26 protein-coding genes and 3 tRNA genes are annotated in these 24,596 nt (G+C 61.8%); 9 read left to right on the top strand and 20 right to left on the bottom strand.

What is annotated here, in order from left to right; genetic code table 11:
• Positions 1-139: 139 nt before the first annotated feature.
• From rplL to BN1143_RS07165, 10 genes are all read right to left on the bottom strand, one after another.
• Positions 140-505, bottom strand: a complete 366-nt coding sequence (gene rplL, locus BN1143_RS07210; protein ID WP_005306304.1) for a 50S ribosomal protein L7/L12 — start codon at positions 503-505, stop codon at positions 140-142.
• 51 nt (positions 506-556) lie between these two features.
• Positions 557-1,057 carry a 50S ribosomal protein L10 gene (gene rplJ, locus BN1143_RS07205; RefSeq protein ID WP_005306307.1) on the bottom strand — a complete coding sequence of 167 codons (501 nt, stop codon included), beginning with the start codon at positions 1,055-1,057 and terminating at the stop codon, positions 557-559.
• Positions 1,058-1,313: 256 nt separating this feature from the next.
• Positions 1,314-2,015, bottom strand: a complete 702-nt coding sequence (gene rplA / locus BN1143_RS07200; RefSeq protein ID WP_005306309.1) for a 50S ribosomal protein L1 — start codon at positions 2,013-2,015, stop codon at positions 1,314-1,316.
• Between the two features lie 4 nt (positions 2,016-2,019).
• Positions 2,020-2,448 carry a 50S ribosomal protein L11 gene (gene rplK, locus BN1143_RS07195; RefSeq protein ID WP_005306313.1) on the bottom strand — a complete coding sequence of 143 codons (429 nt, stop codon included), beginning with the start codon at positions 2,446-2,448 and terminating at the stop codon, positions 2,020-2,022.
• A gap of 133 nt (positions 2,449-2,581) precedes the next feature.
• Positions 2,582-3,133: a transcription termination/antitermination protein NusG gene (gene nusG / locus BN1143_RS07190; RefSeq protein ID WP_005306318.1), complete on the bottom strand. Its 552-nt coding sequence runs from the start codon at positions 3,131-3,133 to the stop codon at positions 2,582-2,584.
• Positions 3,134-3,142: 9 nt separating this feature from the next.
• Complete coding sequence (secE, locus tag BN1143_RS07185) at positions 3,143-3,514, bottom strand: preprotein translocase subunit SecE (protein ID WP_005306322.1); 372 nt, start codon at positions 3,512-3,514, stop codon at positions 3,143-3,145.
• 60 nt (positions 3,515-3,574) lie between these two features.
• Positions 3,575-3,651, bottom strand: a tRNA-Trp gene (locus BN1143_RS07180).
• A 53-nt stretch (positions 3,652-3,704) separates the two neighbouring features.
• Positions 3,705-4,889, bottom strand: coding sequence for an elongation factor Tu (tuf, locus tag BN1143_RS07175; protein WP_005306325.1), 1,185 nt, complete (start codon positions 4,887-4,889; stop codon positions 3,705-3,707).
• A 170-nt stretch (positions 4,890-5,059) separates the two neighbouring features.
• A tRNA-Gly gene (locus BN1143_RS07170) sits at positions 5,060-5,134 on the bottom strand.
• A 38-nt stretch (positions 5,135-5,172) separates the two neighbouring features.
• Positions 5,173-5,257, bottom strand: a tRNA-Tyr gene (locus BN1143_RS07165).
• Positions 5,258-5,519: 262 nt separating this feature from the next.
• On the opposite strand from BN1143_RS07165, the gene coaA reads away from it, so the two are divergent.
• Positions 5,520-6,458, top strand: a complete 939-nt coding sequence (coaA, locus tag BN1143_RS07160; RefSeq protein WP_005306328.1) for a type I pantothenate kinase — start codon at positions 5,520-5,522, stop codon at positions 6,456-6,458.
• 74 nt (positions 6,459-6,532) lie between these two features.
• Here the strand turns inward: coaA and birA are convergent, their stop codons facing one another.
• Both birA and murB read right to left on the bottom strand, forming a co-directional pair.
• Positions 6,533-7,498 carry a bifunctional biotin--[acetyl-CoA-carboxylase] ligase/biotin operon repressor BirA gene (birA, locus tag BN1143_RS07155; protein ID WP_017764792.1) on the bottom strand — a complete coding sequence of 322 codons (966 nt, stop codon included), beginning with the start codon at positions 7,496-7,498 and terminating at the stop codon, positions 6,533-6,535.
• The gene (gene murB / locus BN1143_RS07150; protein WP_042050127.1) at positions 7,495-8,532 is read right to left on the bottom strand and encodes a UDP-N-acetylmuramate dehydrogenase; all 1,038 of its coding nucleotides are present in this window, start codon (positions 8,530-8,532) and stop codon (positions 7,495-7,497) included. The genes birA and murB overlap by 4 nt, the downstream gene beginning before the upstream one ends.
• A gap of 127 nt (positions 8,533-8,659) precedes the next feature.
• On the opposite strand from murB, the gene BN1143_RS07145 reads away from it, so the two are divergent.
• Together BN1143_RS07145 and BN1143_RS07140 are read left to right on the top strand one after the other, a co-directional pair.
• On the top strand, positions 8,660-9,313 hold the full coding sequence (locus BN1143_RS07145) for a potassium channel family protein (protein ID WP_005306338.1): 654 nt from the start codon (positions 8,660-8,662) through the stop codon (positions 9,311-9,313).
• On the top strand, positions 9,310-10,665 hold the full coding sequence (locus BN1143_RS07140; RefSeq protein WP_017764794.1) for a TrkH family potassium uptake protein: 1,356 nt from the start codon (positions 9,310-9,312) through the stop codon (positions 10,663-10,665). Before BN1143_RS07145 ends, BN1143_RS07140 begins: the two co-directional genes overlap by 4 nt.
• Before the next feature lie 27 nt (positions 10,666-10,692).
• Here BN1143_RS07140 and BN1143_RS07135 read toward each other — a convergent pair whose 3' ends face one another.
• On the bottom strand, positions 10,693-11,520 hold the full coding sequence (locus tag BN1143_RS07135) for an AraC family transcriptional regulator (protein WP_042050126.1): 828 nt from the start codon (positions 11,518-11,520) through the stop codon (positions 10,693-10,695).
• Positions 11,521-11,620: 100 nt separating this feature from the next.
• Between BN1143_RS07135 and BN1143_RS07130 the strand changes: the two genes are divergently transcribed.
• Positions 11,621-12,154, top strand: a complete 534-nt coding sequence (locus tag BN1143_RS07130) for a carboxymuconolactone decarboxylase family protein (protein ID WP_042050125.1) — start codon at positions 11,621-11,623, stop codon at positions 12,152-12,154.
• A 13-nt stretch (positions 12,155-12,167) separates the two neighbouring features.
• Entirely contained in the window at positions 12,168-12,602 is a 435-nt protein-coding gene (locus tag BN1143_RS07125) for a DUF417 family protein (RefSeq protein WP_042050124.1), read from the top strand.
• A 40-nt stretch (positions 12,603-12,642) separates the two neighbouring features.
• Here BN1143_RS07125 and BN1143_RS07120 read toward each other — a convergent pair whose 3' ends face one another.
• A complete protein-coding gene (locus BN1143_RS07120; RefSeq protein WP_042050123.1) occupies positions 12,643-14,610 on the bottom strand; it encodes a DNA topoisomerase III in 1,968 nt (655 codons plus the stop codon).
• 361 nt (positions 14,611-14,971) lie between these two features.
• On the opposite strand from BN1143_RS07120, the gene BN1143_RS07115 reads away from it, so the two are divergent.
• Together BN1143_RS07115 and torA are read left to right on the top strand one after the other, a co-directional pair.
• Positions 14,972-16,102: a NapC/NirT family cytochrome c gene (locus BN1143_RS07115; protein WP_042050122.1), complete on the top strand. Its 1,131-nt coding sequence runs from the start codon at positions 14,972-14,974 to the stop codon at positions 16,100-16,102.
• A 22-nt stretch (positions 16,103-16,124) separates the two neighbouring features.
• Positions 16,125-18,605: a trimethylamine-N-oxide reductase TorA gene (torA, locus tag BN1143_RS07110; RefSeq protein ID WP_042050121.1), complete on the top strand. Its 2,481-nt coding sequence runs from the start codon at positions 16,125-16,127 to the stop codon at positions 18,603-18,605.
• 145 nt (positions 18,606-18,750) lie between these two features.
• Here the strand turns inward: torA and BN1143_RS07105 are convergent, their stop codons facing one another.
• The 4 genes from BN1143_RS07105 to BN1143_RS07090 form a co-directional block, all read right to left on the bottom strand.
• Positions 18,751-19,212 carry a hypothetical protein gene (locus BN1143_RS07105; RefSeq protein ID WP_042050120.1) on the bottom strand — a complete coding sequence of 154 codons (462 nt, stop codon included), beginning with the start codon at positions 19,210-19,212 and terminating at the stop codon, positions 18,751-18,753.
• Positions 19,213-19,253: 41 nt separating this feature from the next.
• Positions 19,254-20,603 carry a sensor histidine kinase gene (locus BN1143_RS07100; RefSeq protein ID WP_005306363.1) on the bottom strand — a complete coding sequence of 450 codons (1,350 nt, stop codon included), beginning with the start codon at positions 20,601-20,603 and terminating at the stop codon, positions 19,254-19,256.
• Between the two features lie 37 nt (positions 20,604-20,640).
• Positions 20,641-21,297 (bottom strand): AHA_4052 family stress response regulator transcription factor, encoded by a 657-nt coding sequence (locus BN1143_RS07095; protein ID WP_005306366.1) that lies wholly within the window; start codon positions 21,295-21,297, stop codon positions 20,641-20,643.
• Positions 21,298-21,381: 84 nt separating this feature from the next.
• The gene (locus tag BN1143_RS07090) at positions 21,382-21,714 is read right to left on the bottom strand and encodes a PepSY domain-containing protein (RefSeq protein WP_042050119.1); all 333 of its coding nucleotides are present in this window, start codon (positions 21,712-21,714) and stop codon (positions 21,382-21,384) included.
• 63 nt (positions 21,715-21,777) lie between these two features.
• Here BN1143_RS07090 and BN1143_RS07085 point away from each other — a divergent pair, with 63 nt between their 5' ends.
• Positions 21,778-22,023 (top strand): PepSY domain-containing protein, encoded by a 246-nt coding sequence (locus tag BN1143_RS07085; RefSeq protein WP_042050118.1) that lies wholly within the window; start codon positions 21,778-21,780, stop codon positions 22,021-22,023.
• Between the two features lie 44 nt (positions 22,024-22,067).
• Here the strand turns inward: BN1143_RS07085 and msrQ are convergent, their stop codons facing one another.
• Together msrQ and msrP are read right to left on the bottom strand one after the other, a co-directional pair.
• Positions 22,068-22,700: a protein-methionine-sulfoxide reductase heme-binding subunit MsrQ gene (gene msrQ / locus BN1143_RS07080; protein WP_005306391.1), complete on the bottom strand. Its 633-nt coding sequence runs from the start codon at positions 22,698-22,700 to the stop codon at positions 22,068-22,070.
• Positions 22,701-22,719: 19 nt separating this feature from the next.
• Positions 22,720-23,721, bottom strand: coding sequence for a protein-methionine-sulfoxide reductase catalytic subunit MsrP (msrP, locus tag BN1143_RS07075; RefSeq protein ID WP_042050117.1), 1,002 nt, complete (start codon positions 23,719-23,721; stop codon positions 22,720-22,722).
• Between the two features lie 370 nt (positions 23,722-24,091).
• Here msrP and BN1143_RS07070 point away from each other — a divergent pair, with 370 nt between their 5' ends.
• On the top strand, positions 24,092-24,574 hold the full coding sequence (locus tag BN1143_RS07070; protein WP_005306399.1) for a DUF1097 domain-containing protein: 483 nt from the start codon (positions 24,092-24,094) through the stop codon (positions 24,572-24,574).
• Positions 24,575-24,596: the final 22 nt, after the last annotated feature.

Genomic DNA, 24,596 nt, shown 5'->3' with positions numbered 1-24,596 from the left:
AAGAAAACAGTCCGGATTGCTGGTGCACCGAGAGTCGTAAACGGTGTGAAATGCTCTCAGTCTACAGCGCAAAAAGGCTGGTGAACAAAAATTCACCAGCCCTAGCCTGTTTTATCAGGCTAATCTACATAAATGCAGATTATTTGATCTCAACAGAAGCACCGGCAGCTTCCAGCTCTTTCTTCAGAGCTTCAGCTTCGTCCTTGGACACGCCTTCCTTCAGGTTAGCCGGGGCAGCTTCTACCAGATCTTTGGCTTCTTTCAGGCCCAGACCGGTAGCGCCACGAACGGCTTTGATAACGGCAACTTTGTTGGCGCCAGCAGCAGTCAGAACTACGTCGAACTCGGTCTTCTCTTCTACTGCTTCAGCAGCAGCCGGGCCGGCCATTACGGCAGCAGCGGCAGAAACACCGAACTTCTCTTCCATAGCTTCGATCAGCTCAACAACTTCCATTACGGACATGGAAGCAACGGCTTCGATGATTTGGTCTTTAGTGATAGACATGACAAAAATTCCTGATGTTGAATAAACTCAAACAGCCTAGATAGGCGAGAATCAAGCAGCAGCTTGTTTCTGGTCGCGAACAGCAGCGATAGTACGAACCAGCTTGCCAGCAGAGGCTTCCTTCATGGTAGCCATCAGCTTCGCAATTGCTTCTTCGTAAGTCGGCAGCGTGGCCAGACGATCAATTTGTGCTGCGGCGATAAACTCACCGTTAAAAGCGCCAGCCTTGATTTCGAACTTTTGGTTCGCTTTGGCAAACTCTTTGAACAGACGAGCGGCAGCGCCCGGGTGTTCGTTAGAGAAAGCAATCAAGGTAGGACCGGTAAATGCGTCGTTCAGGCACTCGTATTCGGTACCTTCTACCGCGCGACGCAGCAGGGTGTTACGCACAACGCGCATGTACACACCAGCTTCACGAGCGGTTTTACGCAGGACGGTCATCTTGTCTACAGTCACGCCGCGAGAATCGGCAATCACTGCAGAAAGAGCGCCTTTGGCAGCTTCGTTGACTTCAGCAACAATTGCCTTTTTGTCTTCGAGTCCCAATGCCATTGGCTTAACTCCTGGATTGAATCCGGGTCAATTGACCCAGTACTGACACATCCCCCCTACCTTTACAACAGAGGGGAACGATGCGGTAGCAGGATTCCAGAAGAGAAAGAATCTTTCTCGCTGGGTTTCCGGCACCGTCTACGCAGGAAGTATTAAGGCCTAGCGGCCTCCTGCGGTCTTGGACGGAGGTCGAAGCCCCCAACCAATCAAGGCGCAAAATTATAGATTAAATTTTGCGCCTTGTAAAATCCATCAATTAGGCCTGAGCTTCCAGAGTAGCTTGGTCTACGGCAACACCGGCACCCATAGTGGTGGAGATGCTTACCTTCTTGATGTACTGACCCTTGGCGGAGGACGGCTTGGCCTTTTTCAAGGCAACCAGCAGAGCTTCCAAGTTCTCTTTCAACTGAACTTCGTTGAAGGAAACTTTGCCCAGGGTAGTGTGAATGATACCGTTCTTGTCGTTACGGTAACGAACCTGACCAGCCTTGGCGTTCTTGACGGCTTCGGCTACGTTCGGGGTTACAGTACCAACTTTCGGGTTCGGCATCAGGCCGCGCGGGCCCAAGATTTGACCCAGTTGACCAACAACGCGCATGGCATCCGGGGATGCGATCACGACGTCGAAGTTCATCTCGCCTTTCTTGACCAGATCGGCCAGGTCATCCATGCCAACCAGCTCAGCACCGGCAGCTTTGGCAGCTTCGGCGTTGGCACCTTGGGTGAACACGGCTACGCGTACATCACGACCGGTACCGTGCGGCAGTACAGTAGCACCACGTACGTTCTGGTCAGATTTACGAGCATCGATACCCAGGTTAACGGCAACGTCAACGCTTTCAACGAACTTGGCGGTAGCCAGTTCTTTCAGCAGGGCAATGGCTTCGTTGATGGAGTACTCTTTGGTACCGTCAACTTTTTCGCGAATAACGCGCATACGCTTGGACAGTTTAGCCATTGTCTTACTCCTCCACTACCAGGCCCATGGAACGAGCGGAGCCGGCGATGCAACGTACTTTTGCATCCAGATCGGCACCGGTCATATCCGGCTCTTTGGTCTTGGCGATTTCTTGCAGCTGGGCAACAGTCACCTTACCAACCTTGTCTTTGTTCGGCTTGGCAGAACCAGACTGGATACCAGCGGCTTTCTTCAGCAGGAAGGAAGCGGGCGGAGTCTTGGTTTCGAAGGTGAAGGAACGGTCGCTGTAAACGGTGATCACGACCGGAGTCGGAGAACCTTTTTCCAGCTTCTCTGTACGAGCGTTGAACGCTTTACAGAATTCCATGATGTTAACACCGTGCTGACCCAGAGCAGGACCAACGGGAGGGCTGGGGTTAGCACTGCCAGCCTTAACTTGCAGCTTGATATAAGCTGTGACTTTCTTAGCCATTACAAAAATACCTCAGAAATGGGTTCTAACGCCTCGGAGACATGCTCCTGCAAACGGCTCCCCAACTAATAAAGGGGCAGCGAATTATAATGACATTCGCTGCCCCTGACAACCGTTAACGAACAGAGTTTAATCAGCCTTTTTCGACTTGACCAAAATCCAGCTCGACCGGAGTAGAACGGCCGAAGATCAGTACGGAGACCTTCACGCGGCTCTTTTCGTAGTCCACCTCTTCAACGGTACCGTTAAAATCGGCGAACGGACCATCGGCAACCCGCACCATCTCACCCGGTTCAAACAGGGTTTTCGGACGCGGCTTGTCGTGGGCATCTTGCAGACGATTGAGGATGGCATCCGCTTCCTTATCGGAGATAGGAGCAGGACGATCAGAGGTGCCACCGATGAAGCCCATGACGCGCGGTACGTTGCGTACCAAGTGCCATGTGGTTTCATCCATGATCATCTGAACCAGGACGTAGCCCGGGAAAAACTTGCGCTCACTCTTGCGCTTCTGGCCAGCACGCATCTCGACCACTTCTTCGGTCGGGACCAGCACTTCACCGAACATGTCTTCCATGCCATGCATCTTGATATGTTCACGCAGGGATTTGGCGACACGGCCTTCATAGCCGGAAAACGCCTGCACGACATACCATCTCATACGCTGTTCACGTTGTTCAGTCATGGCTTATCCTTACACACCGGTAATCAGGTTGACCAACCAGACCAGGGCACCGTCCAGAACGAACAGCAGCAGCCCCATCACGGCAGTCACCGCCAGCACAATCAGGGTTGTCTGAATGGCTTCCTGACGGGTTGGCCATACGACCTTGCGTACTTCCAGGCGAGACTCACGGGCAAATGCCAGTGTTGCCTTTCCCTTGGTGGTTTGCAGGGCTACTGCACCGGCAGCAGCAATGACAACGACCACACCCAGGGCGCGGACGGCAGCGACAACATCGTTGAGCAGGTAATTACCCACTACAGCGGCCGCCAGGATAATGAAAACCAGGCCCCAAAGCAGGGTATCCTTGCTTCCGCCCTGGCTCTCAGAACTAACACTCATACAACCCACCTGTATCTGACGTAACCAAAGACACAAAAGCCCCGTACGAGACGAGGTATATGGCAGGGGCGGCAGGACTCGAACCCGCAACCATCGGTTTTGGAGACCGCTGTTCTACCAATTCGAACTACGCCCCTGCATAAGAAAGCCCCTATTATAGGGGCTTTGCTTTATTTATGTAAGCCAAAGATTAAGCGATAACTTTAGCTACAACACCAGCACCTACGGTACGGCCACCTTCACGGATGGCGAAACGCAGGCCATCGTCCATCGCGATCGGCGCAATCAGGGTAACAACCATCTTGATGTTGTCGCCCGGCATTACCATCTCTACGCCTTCCGGCAGTTCGATGGTACCGGTCACGTCGGTTGTACGGAAGTAGAACTGCGGACGGTAGCCTTTGAAGAACGGGGTGTGACGACCACCTTCTTCTTTGGACAGTACGTACACTTCAGATTCGAACTTGGTGTGCGGCTTGATGGTGCCCGGCTTGGCCAGTACCTGACCACGCTCTACGTCTTCACGCTTCACGCCACGCAGCAGCGCGCCAACGTTCTCACCTGCGCGACCTTCGTCCAGCAGTTTGCGGAACATTTCAACGCCGGTACAGGTGGTCTTGGTGGTATCTTTGATACCAACGATTTCCACTTCTTCACCAACTTTAACGATACCGCGCTCTACACGACCGGTTACTACGGTACCACGGCCTGCGATGGAGAATACGTCTTCGATCGGCATCAGGAACGGCTGGTCGATTGCGCGCTCCGGCTCCGGAATGTAGGTGTCCAGGTGGCCAGCCAGTTCCAGGATCTTCTCTTCCCACTGAGCTTCGCCTTCCAGCGCTTTCAGTGCGGAACCACGGACTACCGGCAGGTCATCACCCGGGAAGTCGTACTCGGACAGCAGTTCGCGAACTTCCATCTCGACCAGTTCCAGCAGCTCTTCGTCATCTACCATGTCGCACTTGTTCATGAACACGATGATGTACGGAACGCCTACCTGACGACCCAGCAGAATGTGCTCACGAGTCTGCGGCATCGGGCCGTCAGTCGCTGCTACTACCAGGATCGCGCCGTCCATCTGGGCAGCACCGGTGATCATGTTTTTAACGTAGTCGGCGTGACCCGGGCAGTCTACGTGGGCGTAGTGACGGGTAGCAGTGTCGTATTCTACGTGGGAGGTGTTGATGGTGATACCACGCTCACGCTCTTCCGGCGCCTTGTCGATCTGGTCGAAGGCGAAAGCTTTACCACCGAAGTGCTTGGCCAGCACGTTGGTGATGGCGGCGGTCAGGGTGGTTTTACCGTGGTCAACGTGGCCGATGGTACCCACGTTAACGTGCGGTTTATTACGCTCAAATTTTTCTTTAGACATGATCGTCCCTCTAAACTAACGCTGAGTACGCGGTGGCAAGCTAACCACAGAACAGTTTATATGATGGATTTGAATCTGGTGGGGAAGAGAGGCTGGTGCTGACAGGCTGGTTCGATTGCCGAACTCACCCTAGGGTGTGACTCTGCTATCGCCTGAGCCAATCAGCATCTTGGAGCGGGCAGCGGGAATCGAACCCGCATCATCAGCTTGGAAGGCTGAGGTAATAGCCATTATACGATGCCCGCATTTCTCTAACCCAAAGAACTCAAACCGCAGAGAAATATGGTGGAGGGAGAAGGATTCGAACCTTCGAAGGCAGAGCCGTCAGATTTACAGTCTGATCCCTTTGGCCGCTCGGGAACCCCTCCGTTACGTCAATGTCACAACGGTAATTCTGCTTGCACCCGTTGATTTATCGCTTTTGCTGGGCAAATAGACGACAGACATCTAAGCGTCGCGCATTTTATGGTAAGGATTTTGGGGATGCAACCATTGCGCCTTGCAAAATGTGCATTATTGCCAGGAACCAGGCAAAAAAGGACTCACTCTCCGCTCGAAACCGTCGCTTCTCTTGTCGCTCCCGCCCCCCTTGGTGTATGGTCGCCCTGCCCAAGAAACAGTGACGACACCATGACGACAGAGCATAACCCCTATCTGCAATTCACCCGCGAACAATGGGCGTTATTGCGCGACTCGGTCCCTTTGACCCTGACCGAGCACGATCTGCAGACCCTGCGCGGGATCAACGAGAAGGTGTCATTGCAGGAGGTGGAAGAGATCTATCTGCCCCTCTCCCGTCTGCTCAATCTCTACGTCAAGGCCAAGCAGCGCCGCAGCCGGGTGCTGGAACAGTTCCTCGGTCAGTCTCGCGGCAAGGGCACCTACATCATCAGCATCGCCGGCAGTGTGGCAGGCGGCAAGAGCACCACGGCGCGCATCATGCAGGCACTGCTGGAGCGCTGGCCGGAGCACCCGCGGGTGGAGCTGGTCACCACCGACGGCTTTCTCTACCCCAACAAGGTGCTGGAAGAGCGCGGCCTGATGCGCCGCAAGGGATTCCCGGAGTCCTACGACATCCGTCATCTGGTGGAGTTTGTCGCCAACATCCGTGCCGGCCACGAGAAAGTCGAGGCCCCCGTCTACTCCCACCTCATCTACGACATCATTCCGGATGAGAAGAAGGTGGTGGAGCAGCCGGACATCCTGATCCTGGAAGGGCTCAATGTGCTGCAAAGCGGCATGGACTACCCGCAGGATCCGCACCGCGTGTTCGTGTCGGACTTCGTCGACTTCTCCATCTATGTGGATGCCGATGCCGAACTGCTGCGCACCTGGTATATCGAGCGTTTCCTCAAGTTCCGCAGCGGCGCCTTCTCGGATCCGGACTCCTACTTCCACCACTACGCCAAGCTGGCCGAGAGCGAGGCGACCAAGATCGCCAGCAACATCTGGCAAGACATCAACTATCTGAATTTGAAAGAGAACATCCTGCCTACCCGGGAGCGGGCCAACCTGATCCTGACCAAGGGCAACGAGCACGCCATCGAGCAGATCAAGCTGCGCAAGTAACGGCGGCAGATCACGCATCAATGAAGAGGGGGCCCGCAGGCCCCCTCTTCATTGGGTGACGGTCAGCGCCGTCATCAGTCGCCCCGGCGCAGGGAGATCTCCCCGCCCAGATAGAACTTGATCCCCTCCTCCGTCTCCAGCCGCAGCGCACCGCGATCATCGATGCCGCGCGCCACGCCGCGGATCTCCTGCTCGCCCATCAGCAGTCGTACCGGCCGGCCGGCGAAATGGTCGAGCCGGTTCCAGTCCGCCACGAAGCTGGCGAGCCCCTCCTGTTCGAAGGTGAGCATGGCCTGCTGCAGATGCTCAATCACCCGGCCGGCCAGCAGATTGCGATCCACCAGTTCCGGCTGGATGTGGCGCAATTCGGACCAGGCCTGATCGATCCGCTCCGCCTCCCGGCTCGGCATCGCCAGGTTGAGGCCGACCCCGATCACCAGGTGGCAGCTGGCGCCGGCGCTACCGCTCATCTCCACCAGAATGCCCGCCAGTTTGCGGCCCTGATAGTAGAGATCGTTGGGCCACTTGAGCTCAACTCCCGGATAACCGAGGGACTCCAGCGCCTGCACCACGGCCACCCCGACCGCCAGACTCAGCCCCATGGCCGCCGCCATGCCCTGCTCCAGCCGCCAGTACATGCTCAAGATCAGCTGGCAGCCGAAGGGGGAAACCCAGGGCTTGCCGCGCCGGCCGCGCCCGGCGGTCTGGCACTCGGCCAGGCAGCTCTCGCCCGACTGCAGCTGGTTGACCCGCTCCAGCAGGTACTGGTTGGTGGAGTCGATGACCGGGAAGCAGTGCACCGGTGCCATGGGCGCCAGCGCCTGCAGCTGCTCTTCGTCATAGAGCGCCATCGGCACCGCCAGCCGGTACCCCTTGCCGGTCAGGCTGAAGAGATCCAGTCCCAGCTCCTTGAGCGCCGCCATGTGCTTGCTGACCGCCGCCCGACTGATGCCGAGCTGCTCGCCAAGCTGCTCACCGGAGTGGAATTGCCCGTCGCTGAGCAGAGAGATCAGGGTTTGCCGGATGGGAGTCAGGGTCATGCCAGTACCTCGTCGAGCCAAGTTTCACCACGGCGGCCCATGAAGCGCACCTCGTGCTCCAGCACCACCCCAAATTTCTGCTCCACGCTGTCACGCACGTGGGCCGCCAGCGCGATCAGCTCCATGGCGCTGGCGCCGCCCAGATTGACCAGCACCAGCGCCTGCTCCTGATGGACGGCGGCACGGCCGATGGCAAAGCCCTTGAGGCCGCACTGATCGATGAGCCAGCCCGCAGCCAGCTTGGCCAGCCCTTCACCCGCCGGATAGAGCGGCATCTGGGGATATTTCAGCTTGAGCGACGCCGCCAGCGCGGCAGGCACCACCGGATTCTTGAAGAAACTGCCCGCGTTGCCAAGCACGGCCGGATCCGGCAGCTTGGCCATGCGGGTGGCGCAGACGGTGTCGAAGATGGCCTGTGCCGAGGGCTGTTCGCCCAGTGCGGCCAGCGGACCATAGCCCTGGCTTGGCTGCCAGGCCTTGGCCAGTCGCAGACCGACCGCAGTGATGAAGTGGCTGTCCTGATACTCGTGCTTGAAGATGCTGTCGCGATAACCGAAGCGGCAGTCGGCCGCGGCGATGCGCTCCATCTCGCCGCTCTGCCAGTTGAACGCCTCGACGTAGGCACAGACGCTGGCCAGCTCGACCCCGTAAGCGCCGATGTTCTGCACCGGTGCCGCCCCGACCGTGCCGGGGATGAGCGCCAGGTTTTCGAGACCGTACCAGCCCTGCTGCAGGGTGTGGCACACCAGCTCGTGCCAGTTCTCGCCGGCGGCTACGTGCAGCAGCCAGTAATCTCCCTCATCCTGCAGCGCTATCCCCTTGAGCCGGTTGAGCACCACCACCCCGGCGAAGTCATCGCAAAACAGCACGTTGCTGCCACCGCCCAGCACCAGCCGCGGCAAGCCGGCCAGCTCGGCGTTGGCAACCAGCTGCGGCAGGTCGTCGGTTTGCTCCACTTCGGCCAGCCAGTGGCAGTGGGCATCGAGGGCGAGGGTGTTGAGCGTCAACAGGGAGGCGTGCGGGGTGAGTTTCATCTGCGTGTTCCGACAATGGCAAGCGGGCAGTCTACCTTATATTGCCGCCGGACGAAAAATCCCGCCCTCTTTTCGGACTCATATAGCTGGAGTAGAGTATCTCGCTCCGACTCTTGAGGAAGTACTCATGAACAACCAATTTGCCGTCATCGGCCTGGGGCTGTTTGGCAGCGCGTTGTGTGAAGAGCTGCAGCGCCAGGATGCCGAGGTGCTGGCGATTGACATCGACGAGAGCAAGACCCGCCAGATCGCCACCCTCTGCAACCACGTCATCGTGGCCGACGCCACCGACGAGGCCACCGTCGCCGAACTGGGCCTGGCCGACTTCGACATCGTCTTCGTCGCCATCGGTGACAACCTCGAGACCAGCATACTCACCACCCTTGTCCTCAAGGAGGCAGGGGTGAAGAAGGTCTGGGTCAAGGCGCGCGACAAGTTCCACGCCAAGATCCTGCAGAAGGTGGGTGCCGACAAGGTGATCAACCCGGAGTGGGACATGGGTCGTCGGGTCGCCCAGAGCATGCTGGATAACCGGCTGTTCGACTATCTGGAGCTGGGTCACGACATGGTGCTGACCGAGTTTGTCATCGGCCTGCAGTTGAACGGTCGGGCCCTCAGCGACTTCCATCTGCTGCAGCAGAGCGAATTCCAGCTGCTCGCCATCAAGCGTGGCGAAACCCTGCACAACGTGCTGACCGGCAAGATGGAGCTGCAGCTGGGTGACATCCTGATCCTGGCCGGCAACAAGCACGCCATCGACCACTGGCTGGAAACCCTATGACCCGCTGGCGCAGCAGCTACGCCTTTGCCCTGCAGCGGGAAGACGAGTCCCGCTGGAGTGAAGCCAAGCTGATCCTCGGCAGTTTTCTGGTCATCCTGCTGATCGGCACCCTGTTTCTGGTGCAGCCCTCCAGCCACAACGGCCAGGTGAGCTTCATCAATGCCCTGTTCACCGCCACCTCGGCCATCAGCGTGACCGGGCTCGGGGTGGTGGACACCGGTACCGCCTTCACCCTGCAGGGACAGATCTTCCTGCTGATGCTGATGGAGATTGGCGGCCTGGGCCAGATGACCATGACCCTGCTGCTCATCGCCATGTTCAGCAAACGGGTCGGCCTGCGCCAGCAGGTGCTGGCCAAGGAGGCGCTGGGCCAGGAGGGCTCGGTCAACATCATCCAGCTGGTGAAGCGCATCGTGCTGTTCGCCTTCATCGCCCAACTCATCGGCACCGCCCTGATGGCCATTCGCTGGGTGCCCGAGATGGGGTGGGAGCGCGGCCTCTACGTCAGCTTTTTCCACGCAGTATCGGCCTTCAACAACGCCGGCTTCTCGCTGTTTGCCAACAATCTCATGGACTACCGGGACGACCCCGTCATCAGTCTGACCATCGCCGGTCTGCTGATCCTCGGCGGGATCGGCTTCACCGTCATCGTCGATCTGGTGCGCAACCGCCGCTGGCGCAAGCTCAAGCTGCACAGCAAGCTGATGCTGATCATGACCCCGGGTCTGCTGCTGCTGGGAACCCTGATGTTCTGGCTGCTGGAGCACAACAACCCGGGCACCCTCGGCAAGGTCTCCTTCGGCGGCCAGTGGCTGGCGGCCTTCTTCCAGTCTGCCAGCGCCCGTACCGCAGGTTTCAACACCATCGACATCGGCCTGATGACCCCGGCCGCCCTGCTGTTTCTGATGATGCTGATGTTCATCGGGGCGGGCGCCACCTCCACCGGTGGCGGTATCAAGGTGACCACCTTCGCGGTGGTGCTGCTGGCGACCAAGGCGTTTCTGACCAAGCGCCCCCATGTCACCGCCTTTGGCCGCACCCTCTCGTCCCAGATAGTGACCCGATCGCTGGCCATCATCATGGTCAGCACCATGGTGCTGATGCTGGCCATGTTCCTGCTGATGCTCACCGAGCAGCAGCCCTTCGACAAGATCATGTTCGAGACCATCTCGGCGTTTGCCACCGTGGGGCTCTCCACCGGCATCACCGCCACCCTGAGCGAGCCTGGCAAGCTCATCCTGGTGCTGGTGATGATCTGTGGCCGTCTCGGCCCGCTGACTCTGGCCTTCATGCTGGCTCGCCCGGTCGAAACCCGCATCAAGTACCCGGAAGAGACCGTCTACACCGGCTGATGACACCGGGGCCCGTCGCGGCCCCGGTCACTCGCGCTGCCGCGCCTTGAGCCAGCGCCCCGGGCTCATGCCAAACTCCCGCTCGAACGCCCGCCCGAAGGCGGTGCCCCCGCTGTACCCCGCCCCCAGCGCCACCTGGGTAATGGACTCCCCCGCCAGCAGCTGCTGACTGGCCAGCACCATCCGCCAGCGCGTCAGATAGTCCAGCGGCGTCTGCCCGGTCAGCGCCTGAAAATGAGCGGCGAAGCGGGCGCGCGACATGCCCGCCTCCCGCGCCAGGGTCGCCACCGTCCAGGGCTCGTCCCCGCGCTGATGCATGGCCGCGATGGCCCGAGCCAGCCGTGGGTCGGAGAGGCCGGCCAACATCCCCTGCCGGCAGAGCCCCTGTTCCACCAGATGACGCAGCAAGAGGATCAGCAGCACCTCCAGCAGACGGGAGAGGATCGGCGGCTGACCGTAACGCTCGGCGAAGGCCTCCTCGAACAGCAGGGTCAGTACCGGCGCAATGGCCGGGATCGTCTGCAGCGGCAGCACCAAGGTATCCGGCAACGCCAGCTGCAGTGGTGAGTCTCCTGCCGGCCCGAACGACACGCTGGCACACACCAGGTCGCAGCCCGCCAGCTGGCGGGGTTCGAGCCTGTGAACCAGTCCCCTGGCATAGAGTATCAGGGTCGGCTCGGTCAGCAACAGGGGTTCACCCCCCTCTTCGCGCAGCAGCAGTTCGCCACGGCGCAACAAGTGCAGATGGCCGCCGGCGGGATAGTCGCTGCTGTGAGAGTGCTGACACAGGTTGCCGGCGAAAAAGAGACTGGCCTGGGGAGCGGCATGGGCCAGCAATATCGAGAGTGGATCCATATTTGAGACGCTTGGTAGTCAATGATGGACTCTGGGTGATAAACCGTACCATTAAAACCGGCATAGTGTCTCCCGTACCCAACCCAAACAGGAGCACATCATGAGTCGCATTCACGCCGTCGTGCAGCCCAAACCGGCAGCCGCCCCCACCTTCGCCGCTCTTAAAAGCAGCCTGGGCATGGTCCCCAACCTCTACGCAACCCTGGCCCACTCACCGGCCCTGCTCAACGGTCTGCTCGGCTTTGCCGACGCGCTGGGCAAGGGGCGGCTCAGCGCCCGCCAGCGGGAGCTGCTGGCACTGGCCATCGGTCAGGCCAACGCCTGCCAGTACTGCCTGTCGGCCCATACCCTGCTGGCTGGCCGGGCCGGTTTCGATGACGACGCCATCCGGGCTGCCCGTCTCGCTCAGGCGACGGATCCGCTCGATCACGCCCTGTTGCAGCTGGCGGTCGCCGTGGTCACCCAGCGCGGTGTCATCAGTGATGCGCAACTGGCCGCCGCCCGGGCGGCGGGCGTGGATGATGAGCTGATGATGGAGGTGCTGGGGCAGGTGGTCATCAATACCCTGACCAACTACGGCAATCATCTGGCAGAAACCGACATCGACTTTCCGCCCGTCACGCTCACCCCATGACAGAGGAGCAGAAATGGAACGTCATGACCGAGGTTTTCTGATCGCCCTCGCGGGGGTGGTACTGACCCTGCTCTGGATCGGCGTGTTCAAGTTCACGCCGACCGAGGCGGCGGCCATCCGGCCGCTGGTGGCAAGCCACCCGCTGATGAGCTGGCTCTATGCCGTGCTCTCGGAGCAGGCAGTCTCCAATCTGATCGGGCTGGTCGAGATCCTGATCGCCGGCGGCCTGATTGCCGGCCTGTGGCGGCCACGTCTGGGCTACTGGAGCAGTCTGGGGGCCATCCTGACCTTCCTCGTGACCCTCAGCTTTCTGCTGACCCTGCCGGGCGTCTGGAAGCTGGTCGACGGGGTGCCGGTCACCGAGTTCTTTATTTTCAAGGATCTGGTGCTGCTCGGTGTTGCCTTGCACTACCTGAATTTGAGTCGCGCCAGCCTGGCCGACGCCTGACGACAATGCCTTTTTACGCCCCGGAAGGGGCGTTTTTTTATCAGGCGGCCCTGGCTGGCCGCTTGCTCCCCCGCTTGCCAGCCCCCGTCGTGCCACCACTCGTCGGGCTGCGCTTGCGTTTGGTGAAGCGACGCTTGTCGGCCCCGGGCGCCGCCTTGGGCAAGGCGCTGAAGCTGGCCCCCGAATCCTGCCTGGCGCCGTCGATCAAACCGTTCAGCTGCTCGGTGAGCGGCCCCATGAACTGCTGATAGCTCGCCTGTCGCTCGGCAATCCGGCCGAGGTGCTGCTCCCACAGCGCCGTCATGTCCGGGGTAGTGGCCGTGGCCGGCAGGGCCTGGATCAACGCCCGCCCGGTCGGGGTCGCCTTGATGCTCTTGCCCTGGCGCACCAAAAAGCGGCGCTTGAACAGCAGGTCGATGATGCCGGCCCGGGTCGCCTCGGTGCCGAGGCCGTCGGTTTCGCGCAGGGTCTTGCGGATCTCGGGATCCTGCACGTAGCGGGCGATGCCGGTCATGGCGGCCAGCAGGGTGGCATCGGTAAACGACTTGGGGGGCTGGGTCATCTTCTCCAGCAACTCCCCCCGCTCGCACAGAAGCTGCTCGCCCTGACGCAGGGCTGGCAGGGTTCCCGCCTCCTCCTCGTCATCTTCCTCCACCCCCAGCAGCGCCTTCCAGCCCGCCTTGAGAATCCGCCGCGCCTTGGCTTGAAACTGCCCGCCAGCAATGCGCAGCAGCACCTTGCTGTCGTTGTACTCGAACGGCGGGTAGAACTGCAGCAGGTACTGGCGGGCGATCAGGCCATACAGCCTGGCTTCATCGCCACTCAGGCTCCCCTCGTTGCCGTGCTTCTCGGTGGGGATGATGGCGTGGTGGGCATCCACCTTGCTGTCGTTCCACGCCTTGCTGCGGATCTTGCCGTCCGCCTCGCTCACCGCCCTGGCCAACGCCGGCGCCGTGCTAACGATGGCCTCCCGCACCTGGCCGGCCCGGTTGAAGTGCTCGCTCGGCAGATGACGGCTGTCGGATCTGGGGTAGGTGATGAGCTTGTGCCGTTCATAGAGGCTCTGACAGACATCCAGCACCCGCTTGGCGTCCATGCCGAACCGCTTGGCGGCATCGATCTGCAGGCTGGAGAGGTTGTAGGGCAGCGGCGCCGCCTGCTTGCGGGCCTGCTCCTCCACCTCTTCCACCAGTGCGGGTTGACCCTGGATCCGCTCCACCACCTTGGCGGCCAGCGCCCGGTTGAGCACCCGCCCCTCCTCGTCCTGCCAGGGCAGACAGGCCTCGGAGGGCAGCCACTTGGCGCTGAAGCGTTCGTTGCCCTCGGTCTGTAGATGGGCCAGCACCTCGAAGAAGGGTTTGGGCACAAAGGCCTCGATCTCGAGATCCCGCCGCACCACCAACCCCAGCAGCGGTGTCTGTACCCGGCCGACCGAGAGCAGCTCGCTGCAACCCCCCTTGCGACCAAGCAGGGTATAGGCGCGGGTCATGTTGATGCCGTAGAGCCAGTCGGCCCGGCTGCGGGCCAGCGCCGACACCGCCAGCGGCACGAACTCCTTGTTGTCTCTGAGCTTGTCGAGGGCGCGGCGCACCGCCGGCGGGTTGAGATCACTGATGAGGCAGCGCAGCACCGGTCGGGTTTTGCCATAGCCGAGAAAATCGATCACCTCGTCCACCAGCAGTTGCCCCTCCCGGTCCGGGTCACCGGCGTTGACCACGCAGTCGGCCTGCTTGAGCAGGCGCTTGATGACGGTGAGCTGGGTCTTGGTCTTCGGCTTGGCCACCAGTTGCCACTGGCTCGGGATGATGGGAAGGGATTCCATGCGCCACTGCTTGTAAGCGGCATCGTAGGCATCGGGCTCGGCCTGTTCCAGCAGGTGGCCGATGCACCAGGTCACCACATCCCCCTGCGCGGTTTCGATGAAGCCCTCCCCCTTCTTGTGGGGCTTGGGCAGCACGTCGGCAATGGCGCGCCCCAGACTGGGCTTCTCGGCGATAAAGAGTCGCATGGCAAACACCTGAACACTGTATATGCGAACAGTATATACCGGGCCCAGGGCAAAGCCCAAGCCCCTGCCTGGCGCGAGACGACAGGCTGCTGCACAGGCAAGAGAAGGGAGCAGGGAGTCATGGCCCAACGATAAAAAGTGGAGAGAAAGTGGTGCAGCGGCATCAATTACGCCTCAAACGAGGAGCGAAAAGACGGTGAAATTGCAGGATGTTAAATTAAATTCAGTTAAATGATAAATAACAAAATAATAATTGCATTTAAAATAACAATACAAAATATAAATCATGATAGAGGTCAATCAACTACCTCTCCATGGATACTACTATATTGGTAATATTTGAACGTAGGAAAACGCCGTCATGCTTGGAAAACTGTTGAGAAAAACCTGGTTCTGGCTACTGCTGCTTGGAGCCCTCTTGGGCGTTGCAGCGCTGGGGGTCACGGTGACCGTCATGCACAAGACCAGTTCCACCGAGTTCTGCGTCTCCTGCCACTCCATGCAGACCCCGCTGGCCGAGTATCAGGGCAGCGTCCACTTCCAGAACGTGAAGGGCATCCGCGCCGAGTGCGCCGACTGTCACATTCCGGGTGATCCCACCTCCTATCTGTGGACCAAGATCCGCGCCGTGAAAGACATCTATCACGAGGCGATCGGCACCCTCGACACGCCGGAGAAATACGAGGCCCACAAGCTGCGCATGGCGCAGTCGGTGTGGGACGAGCTGAAGGCCAACGACTCCGCCACCTGCCGCAGCTGCCACAGCTACGCGGCGATGGACATCCTGGCCCAGCGCCCCAACGCCCGCGCCGAGCACCCGGTCGCCATCAAGGAGGGCCAGACCTGCATCGACTGCCACCGCGGCGTCGCCCACATCATGCCCGACATGAGCGGTCTGGCAGCCGCCGGTGCCAGCGAGCTGGCGCAGGCTGCCGCCCAGACCCCGGCCAACGTCAGCACCCGCTATGCCATCGCCACCACCCCGCTCTATCTGGATGCCGGCGCCAAGACTGACGAAGGCACCCTGATGCCCTCCACCCAGGTGGAAGTGCTGGCCAACGACAACGGCCGCGCCCAGGTGCGCATCGACGGCTGGCAGCAGGACGGGGTGAGCGAGGTGTTCTACGCCGCCCCCGGCAAGCGCATCCTGAGCACCCTGCTCGGCGACAAGGCCAAGGCGCAGCTCACCACCGGCAAGAGCGAAACCGACAGCGCCACCAACCTCACCTGGCATCAGGTCAGCCTGACCGCCTGGGTGGATCAGAGCCAGCTCATCGGCGATCAGGGCAAGCTGTGGCAGTACGCCTCCACCCTGATGTCCAACAACTGTACCGGCTGCCACGGCCTCACCGCACTGGATCACTTCAACGCCAACCAGTGGATCGGCGTCATCAAGGGGATGGAATCACGCACCTCCCTGACCCCGGAACAGGCACGCATGTTGACCCAATACGTCCAGAAACATGCCAGTGACATGAACGCGGCGCACTAAGGCTGGCACAGAGGAAATCGTCATGACTTTTTTTACCGATAAGCAAACCAATCTCTCCCGCCGCAATCTGCTCAAGGGGCTGGGCGCTTGCGCCGCCCTGCCGCTGCTGGCCGGCGTCTTCCCGAAAAGCGCGCTGGCCAAAGCCATCAGCACGGCCCTTGAACAGTTCCCGACCCTGGTGCCGGCCCAGAAAGGCATCCTGACCGGCGCTCACTGGGGGGCCTTCGAGGCCATCGTCGAAGAGGGCCGCATGGTGCGGGTCCAGCCGGTGGCCGATGATCCGGCCCCCAACGATCTCATCGACATGGCGCCGTTCCAGGTCCACGCCAAGAACCGCATCAAGTACCCCATGGTGCGCAAGAGCTGGCTGGAGCAGGGCCCGGGGGCCAAGCCCGAACTGCGCGGCGCCGACGAGTGGGTGCGGGTGAGCTGGGAGAAAGCCATCGCCCTGGTGGCCGGCGAAATCAGCCGGGTGCAGAGCGACTTCGGCCCACAGGCGATCCACGCCGGTTCCTACGGCTGGAAGAGTGTCGGCATGTTCCACAACAGCCGCACCCTGCTGCACCGCCTGATGAACCTGGCGGGCGGCTTCACCGGTTATGCCGGCGACTACTCCGCCGGCGCCGCCCAGGTGATCATGTCCCACGTGATGGGCTCCATCGAGGTATATGAACAGCAGACCGCCTGGCCCAACGTCATCAAGCACGCCGAACTGGTGGTGCTGTGGGGGGTCAACGCCCAGGTCACCCTGAAGAACAGCTGGAACATGCCGGATCACGAGGGTCAGGCCGGCTTCAAGGCGCTGAAAGATAAAGGCACCCGCATCATCAGCATCGACCCTGTCTACAACGAAACCGCCAAGCTGGCCGGGGCCGAGTGGATTGCACCGAACGCCTACACAGACGTGGCCATGATGCTGGGGGTGGCCCACACCCTCTACAGCGAGCAGAAGCACGATCAAGCCTTCCTCGACCGCTACACCACCGGCTTCGACAAGTTCCTGACCTATCTGCTCGGCAAGGAAGACGGCCAGCCGAAGAGCGCCGAGTGGGCAAGCACTATCTGCGGCGTCGACGCCAAGGTGATCCGTCAGCTGGCCCTCGACATGGCGTCCAAGCGCACCATGATCATGGCGGGCTGGGGCATGCAGCGGCAGCAGCACGGCGAACAGCCCAACTGGATGCTGGTCACCCTGGCCGCCATGCTGGGCCAGATCGGCCTGCCGGGCGGCGGTTACGGCTTCAGCTACCACTACTCTTCCGGTGGCAGCCCCACCGCCAAGGGCGGCATCCTGGCGGGCATCTCCGCCGGCAATGCGCCGAAGAACGGGCCGGCGCCGATCCCGGTGGCCCGCATCGCTGACTGTCTGGCCAACCCCGGCAAGACCATCGACTTCAACGGCCGCAAGGTGACCTATCCGGACATCAAGCTGGTTTACGTGGCGGGCGGCAACCCCTTCCACCACCATCAGGACACCAACAACCTGGTCAAGGCCTGGCGCAAGCCGCAGACCGTGATCGTGCACGAGCCTTACTGGACTGCCACCGCCAAGCACGCCGACATCGTCCTGCCGGCCACCACCAGCTACGAGCGCAACGATCTGGAGATGGGCGGCGACTACTCCCAGCGCTACGTCTTCCCGATGCACCAGTGCGTGCCGCCCCAGTTCGAGGCGCGCAACGACTTCGACATCTTCCGCGACGTGGCCGCCAAGCTGGGCTTGCAGGAGCAGTACACCGAAGGCAAGGACGAGATGCTGTGGCTCAAGCAGATGTACGATGGCATGGCCGCCCAGGCCCGCGGCGCCCGGGTGGCGCTGCCGCCGTTCAACATGTTCTGGGAGTCCAACAACTACATCCGCTTCCCGGTGCCCGAGGCGAACCGCCAGTGGATCCGTCACGCCGATTTTCGCGAGAACCCGCTGCTCAACCCGCTCGGTACCCCGTCCGGCAAGATCGAGATCTTCTCCAGCACGGTGGCCGGCATGGGCTATACCGACTGCGCCGGCCATCCCAAGTGGTATGAGCCCAAGGAGTGGATCAAGAGCAAGGAGGCGACCCGCTATCCGCTGTCGCTCAACACCTCCCACCCGACCCAGCGGCTGCACTCCCAGCTCGACAACACCCCGCTGCGGGACAAGTTCGCCGTCGCCGATCGCGAGGCGATCCTGATCCACCCGGACGACGCCAAGGCACGCGGCATCCAGGATGGCGATCTGGTGCGGGCCTTCAACGACCGCGGCCAGATCCTGGTGGGGGCCCTGCTCTCGACCGACATCCGCCCCGGGGTGGTGCGGGTGTGCGAAGGGGCCTGGTTCGATCCGGCCAAACCGGGCGAGGCGGGGAGCCTGTGCAAGAACGGCAACGTCAACTGCCTCACCTTCGACGAGGGCACCTCCAGCCTGGCGCAGGGCAACTGCGGTCACATGGCCCAGCTGCAGATCGAGAAGTACCAGGGCCCGGCCCCGGTCAACACCGCCCACGCGGTGCCGGCCAACGCCTGAGCAGAGGACTGAGCAACAAAAACGGCGCCATCAAGGCGCCGTTTTCTTATCGCGGTTTGTGGTGTGACTCAGAAGTCACCCTAAACCATTTACTCTTGTGCACACGCCACCACCTTGCAGCCAGAGCGCGGACAAGGGCTCAGAATCAGAAGTCCCCTTCCACCATGTACTCTTCCGCACACTCCACCAGCTGAGGCCAGAGTTCTTCCGGCACCCAGGCATCCAGGTCATCTTCATCCCCGTCGTACTGGCTCCAGAAGTAGCGGCGCAGGCCGGAGGCGAAGTCATCGCTCAGCTCGGCCAGCTCGGAGAGTGGCCCCAGCCAGGCGATGCGGCGCAGGCCGGAGGCGAGATCGTTGATGGCGTCCATCAGGCCGCGATCGTCGAAGCTCTGCTCCACCAGCAGGGTGAAGCGCTCACGCGCCCGCTCGGTCTGATCCTCATCCAGCTCGCCCACGTCGGCCAGCAGGTCGACGAAATCTTCCAGCAGGAAGGCAATCAGGCTGTCGCGATCCTCAAACCACTGGATCTGGGCCCCCTTGGTGCCCAGCACGGAGGCATCGAACGAATCGTCGAGGTGACACAGTGCCCATGGATCATCGGTCATAGTTCTCTTCCTCAGGCTAAAACAGGTGCCATATCTTATGCCTAGCTCTCCACTCTTGCCACCTTGGGCAGCGAGAGAGAAGCCGCCAGCCCGCCGAGCTCGGCGCGCCCCATGATGAGACTGCCGCGGTAGGCTTCCGCCAGATCGGAGACGATGTTGAGGCCCAGCCCCGAGCCCGGCACCTTCTCGTCGAGCCGCACCCCGCGCAGCACCGCCTTGGCGATCTGATCCTCGCTCATGCCGGGACCGTCATCCTCGATGCGCAGGGTGATCCAGCCCCCCAGCTCGGCGCTGGAGATGCGCAGCCGGCCGGCCGACCACTTGAAGGCGTTCTCCAGCAGGTTGCCCACCATCTCGTCGAAGTCCTGCTCCTCCACCCCGACCGCCAGGGTGGCCGGCACCTGCAGGTCCACTTCCCGGCCCGGATAGAGGCGGGAGAAGGCGCGGCAGATGTACTCCACCCGCGCCCGCACCGGAGTCGACACCCCGAGGATCTTGGCGGCGCCGGTCACCCGCGCCTTGCCGAGGTGGTAGTCGATGTGGCGCTGGATCTGATCGAGCTGCTCGCCGAGGGCGGCCTGATCCTCCGGCGGCAGCTGGGCCACCTGATTGCGCATGATGCTGAGCGGCGTCTTGAGGGCGTGGGCCAGGTTGCCGGTGTGGGAGCGGGCCCGCTGCAACAGCTCGCCGTAGTGGTGCAGCAGCCGGTTGATGTCCTCCACCAGCGGCTGGATCTCCAGCGGATAGCGCAGCCGGAACCCCTCCTGATGGCCCTGATGGACCCGGCTCAGCTCGCGGCGCAACAGGTGCAACGGCCGCAGGCCGTAGACGATCTGGAACATGAAGCCGAGCACCAGCCCGGTCGCGGCAAAGCCGAGGCCGAGGAACAGGCTGATGCGGGTCTTCTTCAGGGTCTGGGTCAGGGCGCTGCTGTCCTTGGCCATCACCAGGGTGAACACCCGATCCGAACCGGGCAGCAGCACGGTACGGGTCATGATCAGCAGCGGCTCCTTGTTGGGCCCCTTGCCAACGAACAGATCCGGATCGCCGAAAGCCGACTTCAGGCCGTGCACGTCGAGGTGCACATCCCACAGGGAGCGGGAGCGGCTGACCACGCTCTCCCCCAGCTCCAGCTGCCAGTAGTAGCCGGAGTAGGGCTGGCGAAAGCGGGGGTCGGCCATGGGTTCGGTGACCACCGGCAAACCATCCGGCTGGATCTCGAGGCGGGAGAGCAGATCGTAGAGCTGCAGGCGCAGGCCGTCGGCCTCCGCCTCCTGCCAGTAGTTGCGCATCATGGTCTGCAGGCTGAAGCCGGTGGCAAACAGGAACAGGCCGCACCAGACCATGGCGATGACCACCAGCCGCCCGCGCAGGGTGCGCACCAGCCTCATTCAGCCACTCCTGCGCAAGGGGGCATCAAGAGCTGGTTCATTCGTTGATCCGGTAGCCGAGGCCGCGCACCGTCTCGATCAGATCGGCGTGGGTCTTCTTGCGGATCCGGCCGATGAACACCTCCACCGTATTGGAGTCGCGGTCGAAATCCTGGGCGTAGATGTGGTCGATCAGCTCGCTGCGCGACACCACCTTGCCCCTGTGCTGCATCAGATAGCCGAGCACCCGGAACTCGTGGGCGGTGAGCTTGATGGGGGTGCCTTCGTACCACACCTGGGAGGCCGCCATGTCCAGACGCACCCCGCCGATCTCCAGGATCGAGCTGGCGTTGCCCGCCGCCCGCCGCACCAGGGCATGGACCCGGGCCACCAGCTCGGCCACCTGGAACGGCTTGGTGAGGTAGTCGTCGGCCCCGGCATTGAGCCCCTCGATCTTCTCGTGCAGCTGGCCACGAGCGGTCAGCACCAGTACCGGGGTGTCGATCCCCTTGCTGCGCCACTCTTTGAGCACGCTCAGGCCGTCGCGGCCCGGCAGACCGAGATCCAGAATGATGGCGTCGTAGGGTTCGGTCTCGCCGAGAAAGCCGGCCTCGTTGCCGTCGTGGCAGAGGTCGGTCACGAAACCGGACAGGCGCAGCTGTTCCGCCAGCTGGCCAGCCAGGGTCTTCTCATCTTCAACTATCAGAATTCGCATAAATGGGTATCCAAAGCAGGGTTGTGCCGGAACCGGCAGCGGTTGGGGGAACGAACCGGACGGTGGGTTCGCGGGCTCACGCCGTTACTCCTCTTCCGGGGGCGGGCGCGGTTCGAACAGCCGCTCCAGATGGTGGCCCTTGAGCCACACCATCTCCAGGTTGTCGGCCCGATAGCCCACCTTGATGACGCTGTTCTCGCTGTCGATCAGCTTGAGTTCGTACAGCCAGATGCCGTCCTCCTCCCCCAGATCGACCCGCAGCACCCGTACCGGCAGGCGGGCAGCCACCTCCATCACCTCATGAAAGGGGCGCACCCGTCCCTCGCTGACCGCCTGCTGCAGCAAGGCCTCGTTCGGCGTGGCCGCCAGTGCCAGTGCCGACAGCAGCAACCCAAGCAGAGACAGGGCTCTATTCATGGATGATTCATCTCCCAAAACCTAACATAATGCCGTTTATAGTCTGCCAGCCATGAATCCGGAATGAATATGATCCGACGCAGTTTCCTGCTGATCCTTTGCCTCTTCGCCACCCTCGGCTGGGCGGCCGAGAGCCGTCTCGACATGGCCGGGCTGGTCAAACTGCTGGTGGCCCAAGGGTATCACGACATTCGGGAAGTGGAGCTGGAAGGGGACAAATTCGAGGTGGAAACCCTGGATGCCCAGGGGCAGCGGGTGCGACTCCTGGTGGACGCCCATACGGGTGACATCAAAAAAGAGGCCGACTAGGCCTCTTTTTTATTGCGGGTTGTCGGGGCGGCGTACTTAAGACCTCATGCCTCCCTCAGTTTCTGTGGCCGAAGCCGGCGCCAGGGGCGCAGCAGCTTGTCGCGGCGTGGCACCAGCAGGGCACAGGCCAGCAACAGGTAGATGAGGGGCTCCTGCCAGCCGCTCTTGAGCGACCACCAGTAGTGCACCGGCACCAGCAGGGCCACCGCGTAGATCCAGTTGTGCAGCTTCTGCCAGGCCGGCCCCATGCGCCGCAGCAGGGCCGGGATCGAGGTGAGGCTGAGCGCCAGCAGCAACAGCAGCGCCACCATACCCACCACTATATAACTGCGCTTGACCAGCTCGCCGCCAATCAGCCGCCAGTCAAACTGCAGATCCAGCCCCAGCCAGACCATAAAGTGCAGACCGGCCCAGGCGGCGCACCAGAGCCCGAGCGGGCGGCGCAGCTTGATGAGCTGCCCCTGCCGCCAGCGTTTGGCCAGCGGCGACACCAGCAGGGTGAGCAACAGCAGATTGAGCGCCCCCTTACCCAGATAGTGGGTCAGCCCCTGTACCGGATCCCCTCCCAGCAGACCGCCGGGCACGGCCACCAGCAGCCAGAGCAGAAACCCCAGCGAGGCGAGGTGTACCAGCGCCCGCAGCAAGGTGATGTGACGCGCCGTCAGTCGCAGAGTCATGATGTCAGCTCCTTTCGTCTCAATACCACTTGCGCAGGTCCATGCCCTGATAGAGGGACGCCACCTCGTCGGCATAGCCATTGAACATCAGGGTCGGCTGGCGCTTCGCGCCGAAGATGCCCCCCTCGCCGATGAAGCGCTCGCTGGCCTGACTCCAGCGCGGGTGATCCACCGCTGGATTGACGTTGGCGTAGAAGCCGTATTCGTTGGGGGCCAGCAGGTTCCAGGTAGTGGGCGGCATCTCCTCCACCAGCCGGATGGAGACGATGCTCTTGATGCTCTTGAAGCCGTACTTCCAGGGCACTACCAACCGGATCGGCGCACCGTTCTGGGCCGGCAGCGCCTTGCCATAGAGCCCCATCGCCAGGAAGGAGAGCGGATGCATCGCCTCGTCGATGCGCAGCCCCTCGACATAGGGATAGTCGATGCCGCCGCCGAGGGAGCGGGAAGCCTGACCGGGCAGCTGCTCCGGATCATAGAGGGTCTCGAAGGCCACAAACCTGGCACGGCTGGTGGGCTCGGCCCGGCGAATGAGGTCCGCCAGCGCGATGCCGCTCCAGGGCAGCACCATGGACCAGGCCTCCACGCAGCGCAGCCGGTAGATACGCTCCTCCAGCGTGCTCTTGTTGATGAGATCCCACACGTCCAGGGTAAACGGCTTGGCTACCTCCCCCTCTACCTTCAGGGTCCAGGGCTCGGGCTTGAGGTAGTGGCCATTGCGGGCCGGATCCCCCTTGTCGGTACCCAGCTCGTAGAAGTTGTTGTGGGTGGTGGCCTTCTCCTCCGGCGTGAGGGTCAGCCCCTCCGGCCTAGCGGCAGCGTGGATGTTGAGCGCCCGGGTGGCGACCGGTGCCGGCTTGTCGCCAGAGAAGAGATCGAGCACCCCGGCCTGGGTCGGCAACGCCAGGGTGGCGGCGCCGAGCCCCAGCCCTTTCAGGATCAGGCGACGATCCTGATAGACGGCTTCCGGCGTGACGTCCTGTTCGATGAGGTGATGGGCAGAGCGGCGCTTGAGCAACATGGAAAAACTCCCGGGGCGATGAGGGTAACAATCATAAGACCCGCCCCGGCCGAGTTTTATTTCACGGAAAATTACATGAACTGATAGAGGGGCAGTGCCTTGGCCATGGTTCCGACCAGAAACAGCACTACGAACACCAGCAGGGGAACGATCACATTTGGCACCATCAGACTCACTCCATGAGCAGGACAGGGCCTCTAACTATGGTGCAGACACGACCGCCTCACCATGAATTTTTTTCGCGAGCGCAAGCGTATTCCTGAGTTGAAATGAGTGATGCAGATCACACACAATTCCGCCCCTGCTTGCCGCCCCCCCTGCGCGGGGTAGGCTCCCCTTTTTCCGGATTTCACTACTGAAGAGTCACGCCATGAGCCCATTGATCGCCATCGCCATCACGACCGGGATCCTCTCCGCCGTCTGGGGCTGGGTCGCCGTCACCCTCGGCCTCATCTCCTGGGTCGGCTTCCTCGGCTGCACCAGCTACTTCGCCTCCAGCGGCGGCTACAAGGCGCTGCTGCAGACCCTGCTGTGCAATGCCAGCGGCATGCTGTGGGCCCTGCTGCTGATCCATGGCGACGCCTGGTGGGGCGCCGGGGTGGCGGGTTACCTGATGACCGGGGTGGTGGCGACCCTGATGTGCGTGCAGGCCAGGCAGCAGTGGCTCTCCTACATTCCCGGCACCTTCGCCGGTTGCTGCGCGACCTTCGGGGCAGCGGGAGAGTGGCGACTGATCCTGCCTTCCCTGGTGATAGGTGCGCTGTTCGGCTACCTGATGAAGGCGAGCGGCCTCTGGCTCTCCCATAAAACCCAGAAAACCCAGGCCACGGCGGGCGTCACCGACCCGGCTTGAACCGGCCTAACGTGACCGATCC

The organism is Aeromonas dhakensis (assembly GCF_000820305.1).
GTDB classification, from domain to species: domain Bacteria; phylum Pseudomonadota; class Gammaproteobacteria; order Enterobacterales; family Aeromonadaceae; genus Aeromonas; species Aeromonas dhakensis.
The sequence above is the reverse complement of the archived record's forward strand: the minus strand, read 5'-3'. Positions and strand labels throughout refer to the sequence as shown.